Source organism: Nocardioides sp. GCM10023255, from assembly GCF_042653125.1.
Taxonomy (GTDB): Bacteria; Actinomycetota; Actinomycetes; order Propionibacteriales; family Nocardioidaceae; genus Nocardioides.
On sequence record NZ_JBHSHU010000001.1, the window covers coordinates 51,748 to 68,266 of the forward strand.

Consider the following 16,519-nt stretch of genomic DNA (forward strand, 5'->3'; position numbering starts at 1 on the left):
GTCAGGCGGCGTCTCGACAGTGGCGCCACCACAGCCGCGCGCAGCTCGGCGTGAGCTCGTCGTCGCCGAAGCGCCACGCCGCTGTCTCCTCGTCGATGACCGTGGTGCCGTCGGGGTGGACCAGGCGCCACAGCCCGTGGGGCGTGCGCCAGAGCCAGACGCCCGGGGCGAGCTGGATGACCCGGTAGGCCAGATGGGTCTTGGCCCGATGTCGGCTCCGGGTGAGCGGGGCGGCGTTGTGGTCGCCGGTCTGCCCCGGTGGTCCCTGGGGTTGGTACGGCGTGGGGTGGTCGAGGTCGACCCGGCGTCGACCGATGCCGGTGATCGTGGCCGAGTGGGGGAACGCCTCCGCCGGCGAGCGGAGCCGGATCCGGGTGCGCAGCCGATCCGGGAGCTCGTAGGCGTCGACGGCCGCGGTCTCCCGGCAGTCGACCACCGGGGTGACCGTCACGTGGGTGTGGCCCAGCAGGGACACCAGCTGGCGCAGCAGCACCGGACCGATGCCCTCGACCCGAGCCAGGGGTGAGGCCCCGTCCGCCTCGAGCAGGGTGTCCTCGTGGAGGTGCACGAACAGCGCAACGCCCGGCCCGAGCCGGCTCAGGTCGGCGGCCGTGAACTCGTTGACGAAGGGCGCCAGCGCCGCCGGGTCGGGCGTGACCGCGGGCGAGAGGTCCTCGCCCGCGTCTCGAGAGACGTCGAGGTGGGCGGCGAGCAGCTGCAGCAGCTGGGCGGGCCGCCCGAGCCAGCCGAACGCCTCGGCGCGGAGCTGGCAGCGGTTGGGGTCGTCGGGCAGATCGGCCGAGCGGCGCTCCGGGTGGACGGCCAGGATGTCGGCGACCCGGTCCGCGGTGGCGTCGACGAAAGCCGCGTCGCCGGCGGCGATGCGGGCGATGACGAGACGAAGGCCGTGCTCGTCGGTTCGCCCCAGCGACACGTGCCGCTCCCGCCGCGCCTTCTCGAGCCGCTCCTCGCACGCCGGGCTGTCGGCCTCGATGACCAGCGCCTCGAGCATGGTCAGGACCCGCCCGGCCGACAGGTCCGCGACCAGGGGCGCGAGCCGGGCGTCGACCCACGCCGCCTGCTCACCACTCAGCGAGCGGGTGGCGGACGCGATCTTGCGCGCCAGCCACGCCTCGACGGCGAGGTCCCGCACGAAGGCCCAGACCTGCGGCAGCCGATGCTGGAGGTCGAGCACGTCGGCGACCAGCGCCCGCGCGGCCAGGGTGTGCACGTCGCGAGCGATCCCGAGCTCGGCCAGGCACAGCTCGCGGACCTTCGGCGTACCCTCCCCGCCCAGCCGGACCAGCTTGTCCCCGTGCGGATGACGCTGCTCGGGCGGCGTGCTGTGGAGCGCGGCCCAGTGGGCGGCGAGGTCCAGGTCGTCGAGCTCGGCCTGGCGCCGGCGACGCTGCACCGACCCGAGCAGCGCGAGAGTGCGCTCTCCGTCGAGTGAGTCGAGGTCCGGGACCATGGTTCATGTTATCGCACACATGTTCGAATGCGCAATAGTCTATTTAACACGCGCCCGACCGTGGGTGACGGTCACGCTGCGGCCTCGGCGCTGAGCGCCGCCAGCCGCGCGAGTCGCCCTTGCGCGGGCGCCGGCACGAGCCCGGCCCAATGCTCCCAGGCCTCACGATGACGCGGGGCGACCAGCTGCGTCCGAGCCTCCGCGAAGCCGTGGGGATTCAGCACGGCGGCCGCCACGTAGGGCGCATCGGTCTCGGTCCCGAACGTTCCCTCGGCGACGCCCCGCAGGACGCGGTACGCCGCGCGCCCGATCTCGTCACGCCCGCGACCGAGCTGGTCCCTGGCGCTGGCCAGCGCGGCTGGCGACGTGCCGCGTTCGAGCAGGCTCAGGCCGGGCACGTCGGTGACGAGCTCGCGGTCCTCCGACTGCAGGATCGAGCGGTCCAGGCGCCCCTCGGCGAACGCGTGCTCGAGCGCCGTGACCCACGCGCCGCGACGGTCGCCGGTCGCGGCCGTGACCGCGGTCTGCTCGTCCACCGGCAGCGGGAGGGTGTCGAACATCAGCGCCGGGCTGGTCCCGCTGGGCACCAGTCGTCCGATCAGCCAGCCACCTGCGTCGCCCAGGAGTCCGGCACCCAGGTCGAGCACCTCGACAGAGCGGTCCTCGCCGAGGTCGTGGACGACCAGCCGTCCGGGGACGACGGACTCGACCCTGAAGCCGCTCATCGCGGCCCCGACCCACTCGCGCGCCAGGGCGCAGCCCTCCGCGAGCCGTCCGGTGGCGAGGGAGTCGAGGAAGCGCTCCAGACCCTCGAGCTCGAAGGTGCAGACCTGGCGATAGGCCCAGTCCTCACCCACGATCCTCGACATCAACCGGACCGGGTCGGCACCCTCGTCGTACGCCTGCGCCCACGCATCGGCGTAGAACGTCCGGAGGGTGTGGTCGAGGGCCGCCCGGGTCGACTCGCGACAGGGCGAGCCCGGTTCCTCGGCGCGCGTGCACTGGTAGGCAGCCCATCGCGCCCACAGCCAGGGCGTCATCTCGTCCGACAGGTCGACCAGCTGCGCCAGCAGGACGCGGTGTGCACTGCGGCGGAACATCGGCACGCCCTGGTGGTACTCCAGCGCGGTCTCCGCGTCACCGGCGCGCTCGGCGGCGCACGAGCTGTCGACGAACGCCATGTGCTCGCGCGTCATCAGGTCACTGATCCGCTCCCCGCGGCGGAACCCCGGGGACGGGCGGAAGGTTGGTCTCGGTCTGCTCATGCCCCCGAGACAACGCCACGCTCCGGACAGTCGCAACGCCCGCCGACCGCGCCTGTGGACAACTCACGTGCGGACGGCGGGCTTTGCGAGGTTGCTGGCCCGCGGGCCGTCAGTCCAGGACGTAGTACGAGTAGGAGACCCGGAAGGACTTCACGTCGTAGAAGTTGCTGTTCGAGGTCCCGGCCCACCAGCGGAACAGGTGCTTGCGGCTGACGAACCCGTCGGCCCGCACCGCATCACCCGAGTGCCAGCGCTGGCTCGCACGCAGGATGCCGCCCTGCTCGGAGATGTCGCCGGACCTCGTCTCGTAGAACACGAGGCCGATGTCGGGGTAGCCGGGGACGCTCCTGGCGCCGTAGGTGTCGACCCGCACCTTGCCGTACTCGACCGCCGCAGGGAGCTTGATGGCGTGCCGGGTGAACGCCAGGAGCTGGGTGTCGGTCGGGTCGTAGCAGACCTCGTAGTTGCTGAGGTAGCTCAGCGACCCCGGCCAGTTCTTCTTCGCCGGGTACCAGATCTGGGAGCAGCCGCCGATGACGTGACCGGCGAGGTTGGACTTCGGCGCCATCGTCTTGACGGCGGACCTCTTGACCAGCCGCTTGTCCGACACCACGAGGGACTTGCTGTCCGTGACCGTCTGGTTGCCCGCGGCGTCGCGAAGGGTGAGCCGCACGCCGTAGCGGCCGGCGGTGACCCTGGCCCCGCTGTTGCTCCGGCCGTCCCAGACCAGCGTGCGCGTGCCGCGTCGCTGGGCGCCGGAGTCGATCGTGCGCACCCGTCGGCCGCGCGCGTCGACGACCTCAGCGCGCAGGGACTGCACGTCCTCGCTCAGGTCGGTCTTGACCGTCGCCTTGTCGCGGTAGCCGTCCTTGACGGGGTAGAAGGTGCGCGGCGTCGCCCTCATGCGCCGCGCAAGAGGAGCGGTGCGGTCGATCTCGACCGTGCGCTCCGCCGAACCCGACACCTCGGTGCCGCCCACGGTCCTGGTGGTCTCCAGGCGCACCGTGTAGGCCCCGTCTCCGAGGACGGAGCCGGCATCGTTCCGGCCGTTGAACTTCCACGCGTGGCTCCCCGCGCCCAGTGTCCCCAGCTCCACGGGTCCACGCACGGTCTGACCGGAGCGGTTCAGCACCCGCCAGGCGACGGACTGCGCGGAATCGAGGCGGTAGGACACCTCCGTGGTGTCCTTGCGACCGTCGCCGTTGGGGCTGAACGTCGACGGGGCTGCGGACGTGATCACCGGTGCGAGGCGGTTCCGGACGTCGATGACGACCTGGTCGGGCCGTGACGCGTCGCAGCGTGCGAGGTCGGTGCTGCACGCGATCGCGCTGACCGTGTGCGCGCCCTGCGCGAGTGCGCTGGTGTCGATGGTGGTGGTGTACGGCGCGGACGTCGCCTGGGCGATCGGTGCGCCGTCCAGCAGGAAGCGGACAGCACCACCGGGCGCCGTCGCCATCACCGAGACGCTCGTGCCGACGGTCGCGTTGTCGGACGGCTGCACGATGGCCACCGGTGCGTTGTCGACGGTCACGTCCACCGCGGCGGTGCTGGCCGAGCAGCCCGTGGCGTCGCAGTCCTGTGCGGTGAGCTGCTGAGGACCGTTCAGGCCGAACGTCTCGAACGTCGTACTGGCAACGCCGTCGACGACGGGAACCGACTGGGTCCACGGGTACGACGTCAACCCGAACCGCACGGACGTGTCCCCGGACGTCGCCGCGAGCGTGATGGCACCGGACACGGTCGCGCCTGGGGTGGGCTCGGTGATCACCGGGGTCGACGAGATGGCGGCCGCGGCCGGCGCACCCGTCGTCGCCTCCTCCGCGCGCTGCGCGAGCTGCGGTCCGACCTCGTCGGCACTGCCGAGAGCCAGGCGGTGGACCTGGCCGCCGAGCGCATTCCTCTTGCTGACGTGGGGATCCTGGGTCGCCGCCGCGGCGGGGGTTGCGAGTCCCACCGCGAGGGCGGCGGCGAGGACGGCTCGATTCACGCGCATGCACGTTCTCCAAACGGGAGTGTTCAGGGCAGCGGGAAGCGAGGTGAGTCCATGGGCTTGAACGTCGGACCGCCGCAGCGACCGTTGTGTCGATCGCCCGCCGAGGATGTGCCACTCGCGAGGCGTGCCCGGCGAGCTGGTGCGGTCACGATACGAACGCCCTCGACGGCGCGTACGCGGAACGGCGAACCCGGAACGAAATGACCCTTTCGGGCTATGCCGTCCTCGGCAGCGGCGCGCTCACGGCACTCCTCACGGGGCGCAGGTGCTCGGCGCCGGCGTGCCCGCGAACCGCGAGGCCAGCCACGCCTCGGCCGCCGGGATGAAGCTCGCGCCGGCCTGGCTGTGGTCGGCGCCCTGGATCTCCTGGGTCTGCACCGGCACACCCTGGCTGCAGTACTGCCTCGCCAGCCGCGCCTGGTCCCGGGCGACCATCACGTCGTCTCCCTTGCCGTCGTGGTTGCCCCAGACCATCAGCATCGGGGCGCTCGGGTGGCCCTTCGCCGAGCCCATCTCCAGCTGCTTCATGATCCGGCGGAAGACCGGGACGTCGAGGATGTCCTCGTAGCGCTTCTTCATCAGGTGCTTGATCGTGAGGTTCGGGAACTCGCCGGACATCTCGCCGATGCACTGGTGCGCCTCGGTCCTGGCGACCATGCGGCCCCACTTCGAGAGGTACGGCCGCAGTCGGAGGCCGTACGCCCGGCTGATGCCGATCATGGCGCCCGGGATCACGTCGGACCACTCGGGGGTGCCGTCGACGTACGGCAGGTTGTGCCGCAGATCCACCGGCACCCCGCCCATGGCGGTGCCGACCAGGTTCATCTTCGGGGCGCGGCGTGGCTGCAGCTCGCTGGCCCAGTCGGCGGCGATCGAGCCGCCGGAGTAGCCCATCATCCCGACGGGAGTGCCCTTCCCGAGCTCCAGCGCCCTGAGCGTCGCCCGGATCCCGTCCAGCGCGCTGATGCCGGACTCGCGCCCGGCGACCCAGTGCAGGTCCTGGCCCTCGAAGTCCGGCACGGTCACGATGTAGCCCTGCGCGCTGAGGCTCTGGACGGTCCCCTGCTCGAGGTCGGTGAGCTGCTGGTTGGCGGCGCCGGGGTTGCCGCCGCGCAGGGTGTACGACGGGTTGCACTTGGCGGAGAGCGCGTCGTAGAAGGAGAGGTACGCCGCCACCCGCGGCTGTGCCGTGCCGGTGACCGGGAGGACCACCGTGGTCACGGTCGTGACCGCGCGACCCAGCGTGTCCGTCGTGCGGTAGAGGATCTGCTGGGCCGGCAGCGGAGTCTCGTTGGTGTCGGCCGCGAGCGTGACGTCGCGGGTCTTCAGGGGCGTCCCGGGCCTGATGTCGCGCAGTGGCCTGTCCCCGTCGTAGGTGTAGAACGGGTCCTTCTCCGGACGCACGATCCCCTCCTCGGCACCTACGGCCGCCGGGGTTGCCGGCGCCATCGTGGCCGCGAGGGCGGTCGCGAGCAGGGTGAGGGCAGCAGGCTTGAGACGCACGGGCGGTCCCTTCGGCAAGAGGTCCTGTCGCCCATTCAACGACACGCCGGCCACGTGGTTACCCCGGCCGGCGCCAACTACGGCCGGCCGGCGGGCACCCGCGCGGCCAGGACGCCACCCGCGGCAACCTCGCGTTCGAGTCGCTGGCGCTGGCGCTGGATCGCACCGTCCACGATGACCGCGTCGCAGGCGAGCACGAGCACCTCTTTCTCCTCGAGCACGCGGGCGGACCAGGCGGGGTCACCGTGCGGGATCGCGATGCGGCCGGCGGAGCTCCCGATCTGGACGATGAGCTCGGCGGTCGACGAGTCGATCTCCGAGAGCATGCAGCCGTTCGCAACCGGGGGCCTGGCGTTCTCCAGCGTAGTGGCCTCGGCGAACCCGCGCGCCTTGAACAGCGTCCGCATCGCATCGACCGCCCGGCCGCCCTGGCCGGCAACGAGCGGTGGGAACTGCACGACCAGGTAGTCAGGCTCGGAGCTGATCGCCCACGCGTAGTCGGGCGAGCACTGCTGGGTCTCGGTCACGGACAGAGCGTCGCAGGGGCGTGCTCACATCAGCCCGGCCTCCCGAGCGCCGACGCCCCCGACACGAGGACGGCGATGACCAGCGCGGTGCGCGCGACTCCCAGCACGGGTCCGAACGGCAGCGCGAAGCCGACCCAGAACACGAGTTCGACCGGCAGCAGGGCCAGTGCCAGCCACGGGGCTGCCGTGAGGTCCCGCCAGAGCAGGACCCCGATCAGGACCTCGGCGATACACACGGCCACGAAGCCGAGCAGCAACCCGACGCTGGTCGGGATCCCCCAGCGCTCGAACGGCCCGTCGCCGTACGTCGGGAATCCGAGGAAGGTCCACACCTCGCCGTACCGCGCGTAGTACCACGCGCCGTACGCGCCCGGGAGACCGAAGCCCAGGCCGAGCACGAGGGAGCAGACGGCGGCCGCCTTGATCACGGCGTCCCTCGCTTCACCCGGGCCGCTCGCCCTGGAGCGACGGTCTCCTCGTGCCACTCATCGCTCGTCGGCCCTCCAGAGCGCGTAGCCGAACGCGGCGAAGAGCAGCATCCAGCCCACGATCGCGAGCCGGGCAAGGACGAACGGGCCCATGAGGGCAGGTGTCATCGGCACGAACACGAAGATGCCGGCGACCAGCACCACGAGCCCACGCCACCCGGTCCAGCGTCCCCGGCGGCGGACGGCGATGCCGGCCAGGATCAGGCCCACACCCGCGGCGAGGGTAGAGACGCCGTACAACGCGTCGAGGAGGCCGGTGCCCTCACCGGGGTAGGTCTCGCTCCGCGCGGTGATGGCGACAAGCTCCGTGACGGCGAGCAGCGCCATGCCCGACACGGCGAGGCCGGTGCCCCAGCGTGTGCTGCGTCCCGGCGCCATGGCCTCCGCACCGGAGAGCGCCATGATCCCGGCAAGCAGCCCGAGGTGCTGGATGAAGAACCAGATCTGGATCACTGTGAAGCCACCCGCCGTGAGCGGATAGCTGTACATGTCGTCGGACACCTGTCCCGGGTAGACGGCCAGGAAGATCCCGCTCAGGGCTCCGAGGACTCCTGCCACGCCGCAGACCACACCTGCGTGGCTCACCAGGCCCCGATCGACGACGGCGGGCCTTTGCCCTGCCCCTACGTGCGTCATGGCTTTCACTCCTCCCACCCGAGAGGCAAGACGCCGGCGTGGCGCCGACAATTACTCAGGTAACCTGAATACTCTCGTAGCCCGGAGCTGTCAATGGAGGACCTGCTGAACACCGTCTCGATGCTGGGCCAGGCCTACAGCCTGCTCGGCTTCCAGATCGTCGAGGGCGTGGTCGGTGCCGGCTATCCGCAGAAGCCCAAGCACTCCGCCGTCTTCGCCCAGATCTCACCCGAGGGCTCACGGCTCACCGAGTTGGCTCGGAAGGCCAACATGACCCCGCAGGCCATGGGTGAGCTCGTCGACGAGCTCGTGGACATGGGGTACGTCGTCCGCCGCCCCGACCCCGCGGACGGCCGGGCGAAGCTCATCGTTCTCACCAAGCGTGGCCGGGACGCCGTGGCCGCAGGGCGTCAGACGATCGAGGGCATCGAGGAGCAGGTGACCGAGATCCTCGGCGAGCGCGGACACCGAGAGCTGCGGCGACTGCTGTCGAAGCTTCTCGCTGCTGCCGAGAGCTGAGGCGGCCGCCAATCCCCGCCCCCGCCGCTCGTCCGGATCTGCGGCACTCATCGACCGGGCGGGCTTGTGGCTGAGCGGATTGGGGCAGTGGCACCCTCCGGCAATCCGGACGCAGTGACGATGCCGTCCGCCGGATGAAGTCCGCCAGCTGTCTACTCCGGCGACAGCCGTCCAGCAGGCACCCGCGCGGCGAGGACGGCACCGGCGGCGATCTCACGCTCGAGTCGCTGCCGCTGGACGGCGCCGCCGTCGATCACCGCTTCGCAGGCGAGCACGAGCACCTCCCGCTCGCCGAACACGCGCTCGGACCAGGTCGGGTCACCGTGAGGCACCGCTATCCGGCTCGCGGAGGTTCCGATCTGGACGATGAGCTCGGCGGCCGACGGGTCGACCTCCGAGAGCAGGCAGCCGTTGGCGACCGGCGGCTTGGCGTTCTCGAGCGCGGTCGCCTCGGCGAAGCCGCGTGCCTTGAACAGCGTCCGCATGGCGTCGACGGCTCGGCCTCCCTGGCTGACGGCGAGGGGTGGGAACTGCACGACGAGGAAGTCGGGCTCGGAGCTGATCGCCCACTCGTAGTCGGGTGAGGGCTGCTCCGTCTCGGTCACCCGCACAGTCTCGCAGGACCAGCCTCCGGTTCAGGTCTCGCTTCCCATGGCCGCCTCGATCGCAGCCTCGGCGTGGAGCGCGATGGTGGGCAGCACCGGAACCGGACTGTCGGCCTGCCCGATGAGCAGCTCGATCTCCGTGCAGCCGAGAACGATGCCGTCGCCGACCGAGCTGCCCTGCCGCCGGCCGTCGTGGCGAAGAACTGGACCCACAGGTCGATGAGGCCCGACCGGGCCACGTCGTGGACGACCTCCCACCCGTCGGGTCGGAGGTCGTCCCGGATCGGGCCCACGTTGTGTGACTCGTCCGGATCTGCGGCATTCGTCGGCCGGGCGGGCCTGTGGCTGAGCCGAACGACGTACTCGCCAATCGGGCGCGGGCGTGGTCTAGCGGCGTCCGCGCGGACTCTCGCAGGCAAGACCATCCCGGTCGACGTCGAGCCCGACATTCGCCTGGTAGATCTCCGGCTTCGCCGCAGGCCTCCGCTTCTTCACCGCGATGTCACGCACAGCCGCCTTGGTGCCGACACCGCGAGGGTAGTCCTGGTGCAGCAGGGCGCAGCTGCTGTACTCGGTTACGGCCGGCGTGAGTGATGGCGTGAGCTGGTCACCGATGAGCATCCCGAGCCGGGGCAATAGTCCGAGGGCGACGACGCCGAGGATCATCACGAGTGCGAAGCGCATCAGGGTCCCAAGGAAACCTGGCCCCTTGTTCGTCTTGCGGGTTGGCGGCTTGGGTGGTCGGGGCGTGCTCGCAGCCGTCGTGATGGTTCGTCGCATGAGCTGGGCGTGCGTCTGAGCGCGCGACGTCGGTGGGAGTCGAACTGCCGCGCGGAGGCCGAGCTGGAGCTCAACCGACGCCACTTTCACCTGGTCGGGGGTGAGCACGGCAGGTCGGCTCACCAGCATCTCGCGCAGGTTGGCCGTCGAGCAGAGCATCACCTCGTAGCACCACCCCGACACGGGCTCATCGCGCACGAAGCACAACGCGGAGCGAGTCACTGACCCAGCGTCTGGATTCAAAAGTGCAGCAACCGCCAGGGCGGCGTCACCGGCAGCCGCCACCGTCCGATCTTGCCGACGCCCGTTGCATCGAAAGCTCTGTCCACGTACGTCGATCCGCCCCGACCAGTTCTTCGCGTCGATGACAAAGACACCGGTCGGTCCGATCGCCACATGGTCGAGGTTCGCGCGCTGGCGTCCCGGCCATCGAACGTCGTGGAAGACCTCCCAACCCTCGGGCCGGAGCTGGTCGAGGATCGCTCCGACGACCTGCTCGCCGTCTCCGCCCCGCTCCCACATTTCGGCGGACCGCAGCAGGCGCTCGGCCTTCTCCCGTTGCCGTCGCGCCAGCTCGTGCGCCGACTCCCCCGCCATGCTCGCCCCCGTGCGTTGTCCGGATCTCCGAATTGCATCGGACGCACAGGTGGCCGACTTGAGCGGTGGCGGGGGCTCAGTGCACGACGGCGGCGTACGAGCTCGGCGCGCTGCTCACGCGGACGTCCCTCACCGTCGACCTCATTCGTCGCAGTGCCCCGTCGCGTCCCACTCCTTCTTGGCCTCACGGAGCGACGCCCGTACGCGCTGCCGCTCGCGCCTGTTCTCCGCCCTCCGCCAGTGTGCCCCGGTGCACCAGCCACAGGGGCAGACCCCGATGCCGGTCCAGAGGTGGTCCCACGTGCACGACGTGGGGTCCCACGCCTGGGCGATCAGGTCGCCAAGACTCGTGGGCAGGTCGCACTGCCCGTCGCGGTGGTCGTGCAGCTCGACCCGCACCAGCGCGTCGTGCCAGATCCGCACCTTGAGCGGCTTCGTCTTGTCCGTGTGTGCCATGCCATCGCCTCCGAGCAACCGGTCGGCGCGCCCACACACGGTCGCGTGCGGGCTAGCGCCGTTGCTCGGCGTCAGGCGGTGGGTGGTGCATGAGGACCACGTTAGATGGGGGCGCCGCCACGGGCCTGTGGATGGGCGGTGACGGACTCCGCAGAAAGTCCGCAGAATCGGACGTCCGACAGCGGAGGACGCCCATGACCTCAGACAACTGGCTCGACCTGCACGACGCACTCGAGCAGCTCACGTTCGAGCACGGACCGCAGGACACGCGATGGCTCGCCGTCCGCGCACAGGCGCTTGCCGACGACCCGCGGATCACCCCGGACAAGGTGGTGGAGATCGCGGACGTTGCCACGTCGTTGGTCGTGCGGCCCGATGGCCGGGTGGCCAACCTGGCGCAGGTGCTGGACGGGATCGTCCTCACCCATCGGGTCCGCGGTTCACTCCGTGACCGCAACGACTTGTGGCTCGGGGCGGGGGTGCACCCCTTTCTGCTAATGGCCGCGGCCCGCCCCCTCCCGCTCGTCGGTGGCGGACTGGTTCGAGCGAGCAAGTCCCTCGAGCCTGCGCTCGTGGGACCGCCCGGGTGTCTCCCCGAGGCTGAGCGCGGGGAGCTGATCGCCCTGACGTGGCGATCCGGTGAGCTCGATGCCACGACCATCGAGCGCTCCACCCTTGCCGGTCCCCGCGAGGAGCTGCACGTCCGAGAGCTCATCGCCGAACGCTGCAACGAGGAGAGCTGGAACAACGGCAACGACCCCGACGCCCGTCGGGGTCGGGTGGTGCGTGCGCTCGCCCTAGCCCGCCTCGAAGATCCGGACCTGCTCTCGACGCCGCACGTCCCGCTCGACGAGCTGTTGTACGACCCCCTCGAGATCCGAGCCTGCGAGCACTGGCGACAGTTCTCGGCGTCACGTCAGAACGAGAGCGTCTCCTTCTGCATCGACCGCATGCCTGTCACCCTGCACATGGAGCTGGACGCGCGCGCTCGGCAGTACGGCATGACGACCGACCAGTTCGTCATCGCGCTGCTCGGGCACCTCGTCTGGCGGACGCCGTTCGCCGAGGACATGGAGCCGTGGGACGACTGGATGCCCGAGAGCCGCCCCGGGGGCAAGCTCGTCGTCCTGCCGGGATCGGACGTCCCCGACGGGGCGTGATTCGACAGCAATCAGTCCGCTATCCCCAGTCGCCGTGCAACTTGGTCACCACCGACGCGTCGGATCACGGCGGGGTCGCCGACCACCACGAGCTCATCGGTGGCCCGCGACATCCCGACGTACAGCCGCTCCCGCGCCCGGTCGCGCTCGCCCTCCTCGTTGACACAGAGGACAACCGCCGGTCGCTCGAGCCCCTTGCAGCCGAGGACGTGGCCGTAGAAGACGTCATCGTCATCGAAGAACGTCTTCCAGTACCCGTCCTGGTCGTGGAAGTCGGTCCGCTCGAGCTGGATGGGGTGCCGGTGCCCGGTGGTCAGCAGGCAGATGCTGCCCGCCTTCCATCCCTCGTCCAGCAGCATGTCGACCTGGTCGTCAGCCACCGAGAGGGCCTCCTCGGTCGGCGCGGCCACGAAGCGTACGGCGGGGCCGTCACCGCCGCGGGCGTACATCCTGCTCGGGGCGAGCGGACCGAACGACTCGTGGATCTGCTTGGTGTTCCGCAGGGCGCGCTCCCCTCCCGGATTCCCTTGGGCTCGGCCTGGGGTCGGTCAGACATCGTCGAAACGGACCGGTCGATCCAGCCGAATTGGCGACGGACCCGCCACCTTCGGTGACGGGTCCGACGGCTACGAACTGCTAGCTCAGCTGCAGCCGCTGGTGCTGCCGCAACCCTCACACACGTAGCACGAGCCGGCAGGCCGCATCTTCGTGCCGCAGGTGAAGCACAGCGGGGAGTCGATCGCCTGGCCGGTGATCTTCTCCAGCAGCTCGGCCGAGGTGTGCGCCTCCTTGGCCGGCTTGGCCGGCACCTCGCGCTGGTCGCTGCCGTGGCTGTCGTGCATGACCACGGGCTCGTCGTCCTCGGAGGTTTCGAGACGGCCGTGGCCGGCCTCCTCAACCACCGAGGAGCTGCCCTCCATCAGCTCGGCCGGCATGCCGGTCTCCTCGACGGGCTCATAAGAGCCGGTCTCGAGGTAGCGCTGGCGCTCGTCGGCGGAGTAGATGCCCAGGCCCTGGCGGGTCTCGAAGGGCAGGTAGTCCAGCGCGAGGCGGCGGAAGATGTAGTCCATGATCGACTGGCTCATCCGCACGTCCGGGTCGTCAGTGAGGCCGGCGGGCTCGAAGCGCAGGTTGGTGAACTTCGAGACGTAGGTCTCCAGCGGCACGCCGTACTGCAGGCCGATGCTGACCGCGATCGAGAAGGCGTCCATCACACCGGCCAGGGTCGAGCCCTGCTTGCCGAGCTTGAGGAAGACCTCGCCGAGCTGGCCGTCGTCGTGCGCACCCGAGGTCATGTAGCCCTCGGCGCCACCCACGGTGAAGGAGGTGGTGCGCGAGACGCGGGACTTCGGCAGGCGCTTGCGGGTCGGGGCGTAGACGACCTTCTCCACGACCTTCTCGACGACCTCGGCCGCCGCAGCGGCGGCGTCAGCGGCGTCCTTCTTGGCCTTGCCGCCGCCGTCGGCCAGGGGCTGGCCGACCTTGCAGTTGTCGCGGTAGATCGCGGTCGCCTTCAGGCCGAGCTTCCACGACTGGAGGTAGACCTCCTCGATCTCCTCGACGGTCGCCGTCTCCGGCAGGTTGACCGTCTTGCTGATCGCACCGGAGAGGAACGGCTGCGCCGCGGCCATCATCCGCACGTGGCCCATCGGCTTGAGGGCACGCGCACCCATGGCGGTGTCGAAGACCTCGTAGTGCTCGGTCTTCAGGCCCGGGGCGTCGATCACGTGGCCGTGCTCGGCGATGTAGGCGACGATCGCCTCGACCTGCTCGGGCTGGTAGCCGAGCTTCTTCAGCGCCCGCGGGATCGTCTGGTTGACGATCTGCATGGAGCCGCCGCCGACGAGCTTCTTGAACTTCACCAGGGAGAAGTCGGGCTCGATGCCGGTGGTGTCGCAGTCCATCATGAAGCCGATGGTGCCGGTCGGCGCGAGCACCGAGGCCTGCGCGTTGCGGAAGCCGTTCTTCTCCCCGAGCTTGATCACGTCGGCCCATGCCTTGGTGGCCAGCTTGTGCACGTCGGCGTCGGCGATCGAGAGCGTGCGGACCGTGTCGTTGGCCGCCTGGTGCTTGCGCATGACCCGCTTGTGGGCGTCCGCGTTGCGCTGGTAGCCGGCGTACGGGCCGACGACGCCGGCGAGCTCGGCGGAGCGCTTGTAGGACGTGCCGGTCATCAGCGAGGTGATGGTTGCGGCCATCGCGCGGCCACCGTCGGAGTCGTAGCCCAGGCCCATCGCCATCAGCAGCGCGCCGAGGTTGGCGTAGCCGATGCCGAGCTGGCGGTAGTCGACGGTGGTCTTGCCGATCGCCTCGGTCGGGAAGTCGGCGAAGCAGATCGAGATGTCCATCGCGGTGATGATGAACTCGACCGCCTTGGCGAACAGCGCGGCGTCGAAGGTGTCGTCGTCCTTGAGGAACTTCAGCAGGTTCAGCGACGCCAGGTTGCACGAGGAGTTGTCGAGCGACATGTACTCCGAGCACGGGTTGGACGCGGTGATCCGGCCGGTCTCGGGGTTGGTGTGCCAGTCGTTGATGGTGTCGTCGTACTGAAGACCCGGGTCGGCGCACTCCCAGGCGGCCTTCGCGATCTTGTGGAACAGCTCGCGGGCGTCGACCTTCTCGATGACCTCGCCGGTCATCCGGGCGCGCAGGCCGAAGTCGGTGCCGTCCTCGACCGCACGCATGAACTCGTCGGAGACGCGGACCGAGTTGTTGGCGTTCTGGTACTGCACCGAGGTGATGTCGGCGCCGCCGAGGTCCATGTCGAAGCCGGCGTCGCGCAGCGCGCGGATCTTGTCCTCCTCGCGCGCCTTGGTCTCGACGAACTCGACGATGTCGGGGTGGTCGACGTCGAGGACGACCATCTTGGCCGCACGACGCGTCGCGCCGCCGGACTTGATGGTGCCCGCGGAGGCGTCGGCACCGCGCATGAAGGAGACCGGGCCGGAGGCGGTGCCGCCCGAGGAGAGCAGCTCCTTGGAGGAGCGGATGCGGGAGAGGTTCAGGCCGGCGCCGGAGCCGCCCTTGAAGATGAAGCCCTCCTCCTTGTACCAGTTCAGGATCGAGTCCATCGAGTCGTCGACCGAGAGGATGAAGCAGGCGGAGACCTGCTGCGGCGAGGGCGTGCCGACGTTGAACCACACGGGAGAGTTGAAGGAGAAGTACTGGTTGACCAGCAGCCAGGTCAGCTCGTGCTCGAACACCTCGGCGTCGGCCTTCGTGGCGAAGTAGCCGTGGTCGACGCCGGCCTTGGTGTAGGTCTTCACGACCCGGTCGATGAGCTGCTTGAGGCTCCACTCGCGGGCGTCGGTGCCGACCGCGCCGCGGAAGTACTTGGTGGTGACGATGGTGGAGGCGTTGACCGACCAGAAGTCGGGGAACTCCACGCCGCGCTGCTCGAAGACGGCCTCGCCGGTCTTCCAGTTGGTCTGGACGACGTCGCGACGCTCCCAGGTGATCTCGTCGTACGGGTGCTTGCCCTTGGTGCTGAAGACCCGCTCGATCTTCAGCCCGGCACCCGTCTTGGCGCGTGCTGCGCCGCTCACCGTCTCGGTCATGTGTGCGCTCTCCCTAGTCCCTCGATGACGTGCTGTGTGGGCCTTGCTACTGATGGTCTCTCCGACCACCGACACTCTGAAGTGCTCCGGATGGGGGAAGCATTGGTTCGCCCGGCGCGCGCAGCTTCCCCACTACACACGCCGGGCGGTCTGGGTCAGCCCGGCGGGGCCGAGGCGGCCGCGTCGAGCAGCTCGCCGGGGGTCGAGGGGACCGCGGTGCGCTCGGCGCGCAGCATCGCGATCTCGTCCTCGAAGTCGTCAGCCGACTCGAAAGCGCGGTAGACGCTCGCGAACCGGAGGTAGGCCACCTCGTCGAGCTTGCGCAGCGGGCCGAGGATGGCCAGGCCCACCTGGTGGGCCGGGACCTCCGCGAAGCCCTCGCTGCGCAGCGCGTCCTCGACAGCCTGGCCCAGGCAGGCCAGGTCGTCCTCGGAGACCGGACGGCCCTTGCAGGCCTTCCGGACGCCGGCGACGGCCTTGTCGCGGGTGAACGGCTCGGTGGCGCCGCTGCGCTTGAGCACGGTCAGCTGCATCTGCTCGACGGTCGTGAACCGCTTGCCGCAGCCACCGTTCTCCGCCGGACAGGTACGACGGCGCCGGATCGAGCCGCCGTCGTCGGCCACGCGGGAGTCGAGGACCCGGGTGTCGGTGTTGCGGCAGTACGGACAGTGCATCGGGTCCCCCTCTCGTGTGCGTGCTCGCCCGCTCTCCGGGGTCGCCACAGACACCCTCGACGGGTGTGCAGAGGCTGTGGAAAACGGGGGTCTTGCTGTGTAGAACACCCGGTCACCTGTGGGTCTTCCGCGCCTAGCTGTGAACTAGATGTGGATAACTACACCGGTGTAAGTACTAGATGTAGTGGTAACCGTACGCCCCGACCACAGGCCTTCGCAAGCGAACGCGACAAGTACCGGAGGTATGTCCCCCGGTCATCGGAAAACCGCAGGTCAGGGGCGGTGGAC

The 16,519-nt window shown here is 70.0% G+C and carries 16 protein-coding genes; 2 read left to right on the plus strand and 14 right to left on the minus strand.

The genetic code is table 11. The features are described 5' to 3' along the window. Nucleotide 1 precedes the first annotated feature (1 nt). The 7 genes from ACFO9I_RS00245 to ACFO9I_RS00275 all read right to left on the minus strand — a co-directional run bounded on the left by ACFO9I_RS00245 (nt 2) and on the right by ACFO9I_RS00275 (nt 7,832). Nucleotides 2-1,471 (minus strand): hypothetical protein, encoded by a 1,470-nt coding sequence (locus ACFO9I_RS00245; protein ID WP_379176630.1) that lies wholly within the window; start codon nt 1,469-1,471, stop codon nt 2-4. A gap of 71 nt (nt 1,472-1,542) precedes the next feature. After that, complete coding sequence (locus tag ACFO9I_RS00250) at nt 1,543-2,736, minus strand: hypothetical protein (protein WP_379176632.1); 1,194 nt, start codon at nt 2,734-2,736, stop codon at nt 1,543-1,545. Between the two features lie 109 nt (nt 2,737-2,845). Continuing rightward, on the minus strand, nt 2,846-4,729 hold the full coding sequence (locus ACFO9I_RS00255; protein WP_379176634.1) for a FlgD immunoglobulin-like domain containing protein: 1,884 nt from the start codon (nt 4,727-4,729) through the stop codon (nt 2,846-2,848). A 252-nt stretch (nt 4,730-4,981) separates the two neighbouring features. Then, on the minus strand, nt 4,982-6,232 hold the full coding sequence (locus ACFO9I_RS00260) for a lipase family protein (RefSeq protein ID WP_379176636.1): 1,251 nt from the start codon (nt 6,230-6,232) through the stop codon (nt 4,982-4,984). A 77-nt stretch (nt 6,233-6,309) separates the two neighbouring features. Next, nucleotides 6,310-6,759, minus strand: coding sequence for a hypothetical protein (locus ACFO9I_RS00265; RefSeq protein ID WP_379176638.1), 450 nt, complete (start codon nt 6,757-6,759; stop codon nt 6,310-6,312). A 29-nt stretch (nt 6,760-6,788) separates the two neighbouring features. Beyond that, complete coding sequence (locus tag ACFO9I_RS00270) at nt 6,789-7,187, minus strand: hypothetical protein (protein ID WP_379176640.1); 399 nt, start codon at nt 7,185-7,187, stop codon at nt 6,789-6,791. A 57-nt stretch (nt 7,188-7,244) separates the two neighbouring features. Next, entirely contained in the window at nt 7,245-7,832 is a 588-nt protein-coding gene (locus tag ACFO9I_RS00275; protein ID WP_379176642.1) for a hypothetical protein, read from the minus strand. A gap of 144 nt (nt 7,833-7,976) precedes the next feature. Here ACFO9I_RS00275 and ACFO9I_RS00280 point away from each other — a divergent pair, with 144 nt between their 5' ends. Next, complete coding sequence (locus tag ACFO9I_RS00280; RefSeq protein WP_379176644.1) at nt 7,977-8,402, plus strand: MarR family winged helix-turn-helix transcriptional regulator; 426 nt, start codon at nt 7,977-7,979, stop codon at nt 8,400-8,402. A gap of 152 nt (nt 8,403-8,554) precedes the next feature. On the opposite strand, the gene ACFO9I_RS00285 is transcribed toward ACFO9I_RS00280, so the two are convergent. The 4 genes from ACFO9I_RS00285 to ACFO9I_RS00300 form a co-directional block, all read right to left on the minus strand. After that, nucleotides 8,555-9,007 (minus strand): hypothetical protein, encoded by a 453-nt coding sequence (locus ACFO9I_RS00285; protein ID WP_379176646.1) that lies wholly within the window; start codon nt 9,005-9,007, stop codon nt 8,555-8,557. 30 nt (nt 9,008-9,037) lie between these two features. Continuing rightward, nucleotides 9,038-9,220 carry a hypothetical protein gene (locus tag ACFO9I_RS00290; RefSeq protein ID WP_379176648.1) on the minus strand — a complete coding sequence of 61 codons (183 nt, stop codon included), beginning with the start codon at nt 9,218-9,220 and terminating at the stop codon, nt 9,038-9,040. 174 nt (nt 9,221-9,394) lie between these two features. After that, complete coding sequence (locus ACFO9I_RS00295; protein WP_379176650.1) at nt 9,395-10,384, minus strand: nuclease-related domain-containing protein; 990 nt, start codon at nt 10,382-10,384, stop codon at nt 9,395-9,397. A 141-nt stretch (nt 10,385-10,525) separates the two neighbouring features. Beyond that, the gene (locus ACFO9I_RS00300; RefSeq protein ID WP_379176652.1) at nt 10,526-10,840 is read right to left on the minus strand and encodes a hypothetical protein; all 315 of its coding nucleotides are present in this window, start codon (nt 10,838-10,840) and stop codon (nt 10,526-10,528) included. A gap of 194 nt (nt 10,841-11,034) precedes the next feature. Here ACFO9I_RS00300 and ACFO9I_RS00305 point away from each other — a divergent pair, with 194 nt between their 5' ends. Beyond that, nucleotides 11,035-12,000 carry a hypothetical protein gene (locus ACFO9I_RS00305; protein ID WP_379176654.1) on the plus strand — a complete coding sequence of 322 codons (966 nt, stop codon included), beginning with the start codon at nt 11,035-11,037 and terminating at the stop codon, nt 11,998-12,000. Between the two features lie 11 nt (nt 12,001-12,011). On the opposite strand, the gene ACFO9I_RS00310 is transcribed toward ACFO9I_RS00305, so the two are convergent. The 3 genes from ACFO9I_RS00310 to nrdR form a co-directional block, all read right to left on the minus strand. After that, complete coding sequence (locus tag ACFO9I_RS00310; protein ID WP_379176656.1) at nt 12,012-12,380, minus strand: ATP-binding domain-containing protein; 369 nt, start codon at nt 12,378-12,380, stop codon at nt 12,012-12,014. A 261-nt stretch (nt 12,381-12,641) separates the two neighbouring features. Then, complete coding sequence (locus ACFO9I_RS00315; protein ID WP_379176658.1) at nt 12,642-15,557, minus strand: vitamin B12-dependent ribonucleotide reductase; 2,916 nt, start codon at nt 15,555-15,557, stop codon at nt 12,642-12,644. A 155-nt stretch (nt 15,558-15,712) separates the two neighbouring features. After that, the gene (gene nrdR, locus ACFO9I_RS00320; protein WP_379176660.1) at nt 15,713-16,231 is read right to left on the minus strand and encodes a transcriptional regulator NrdR; all 519 of its coding nucleotides are present in this window, start codon (nt 16,229-16,231) and stop codon (nt 15,713-15,715) included. Nucleotides 16,232-16,519 lie beyond the last annotated feature (288 nt).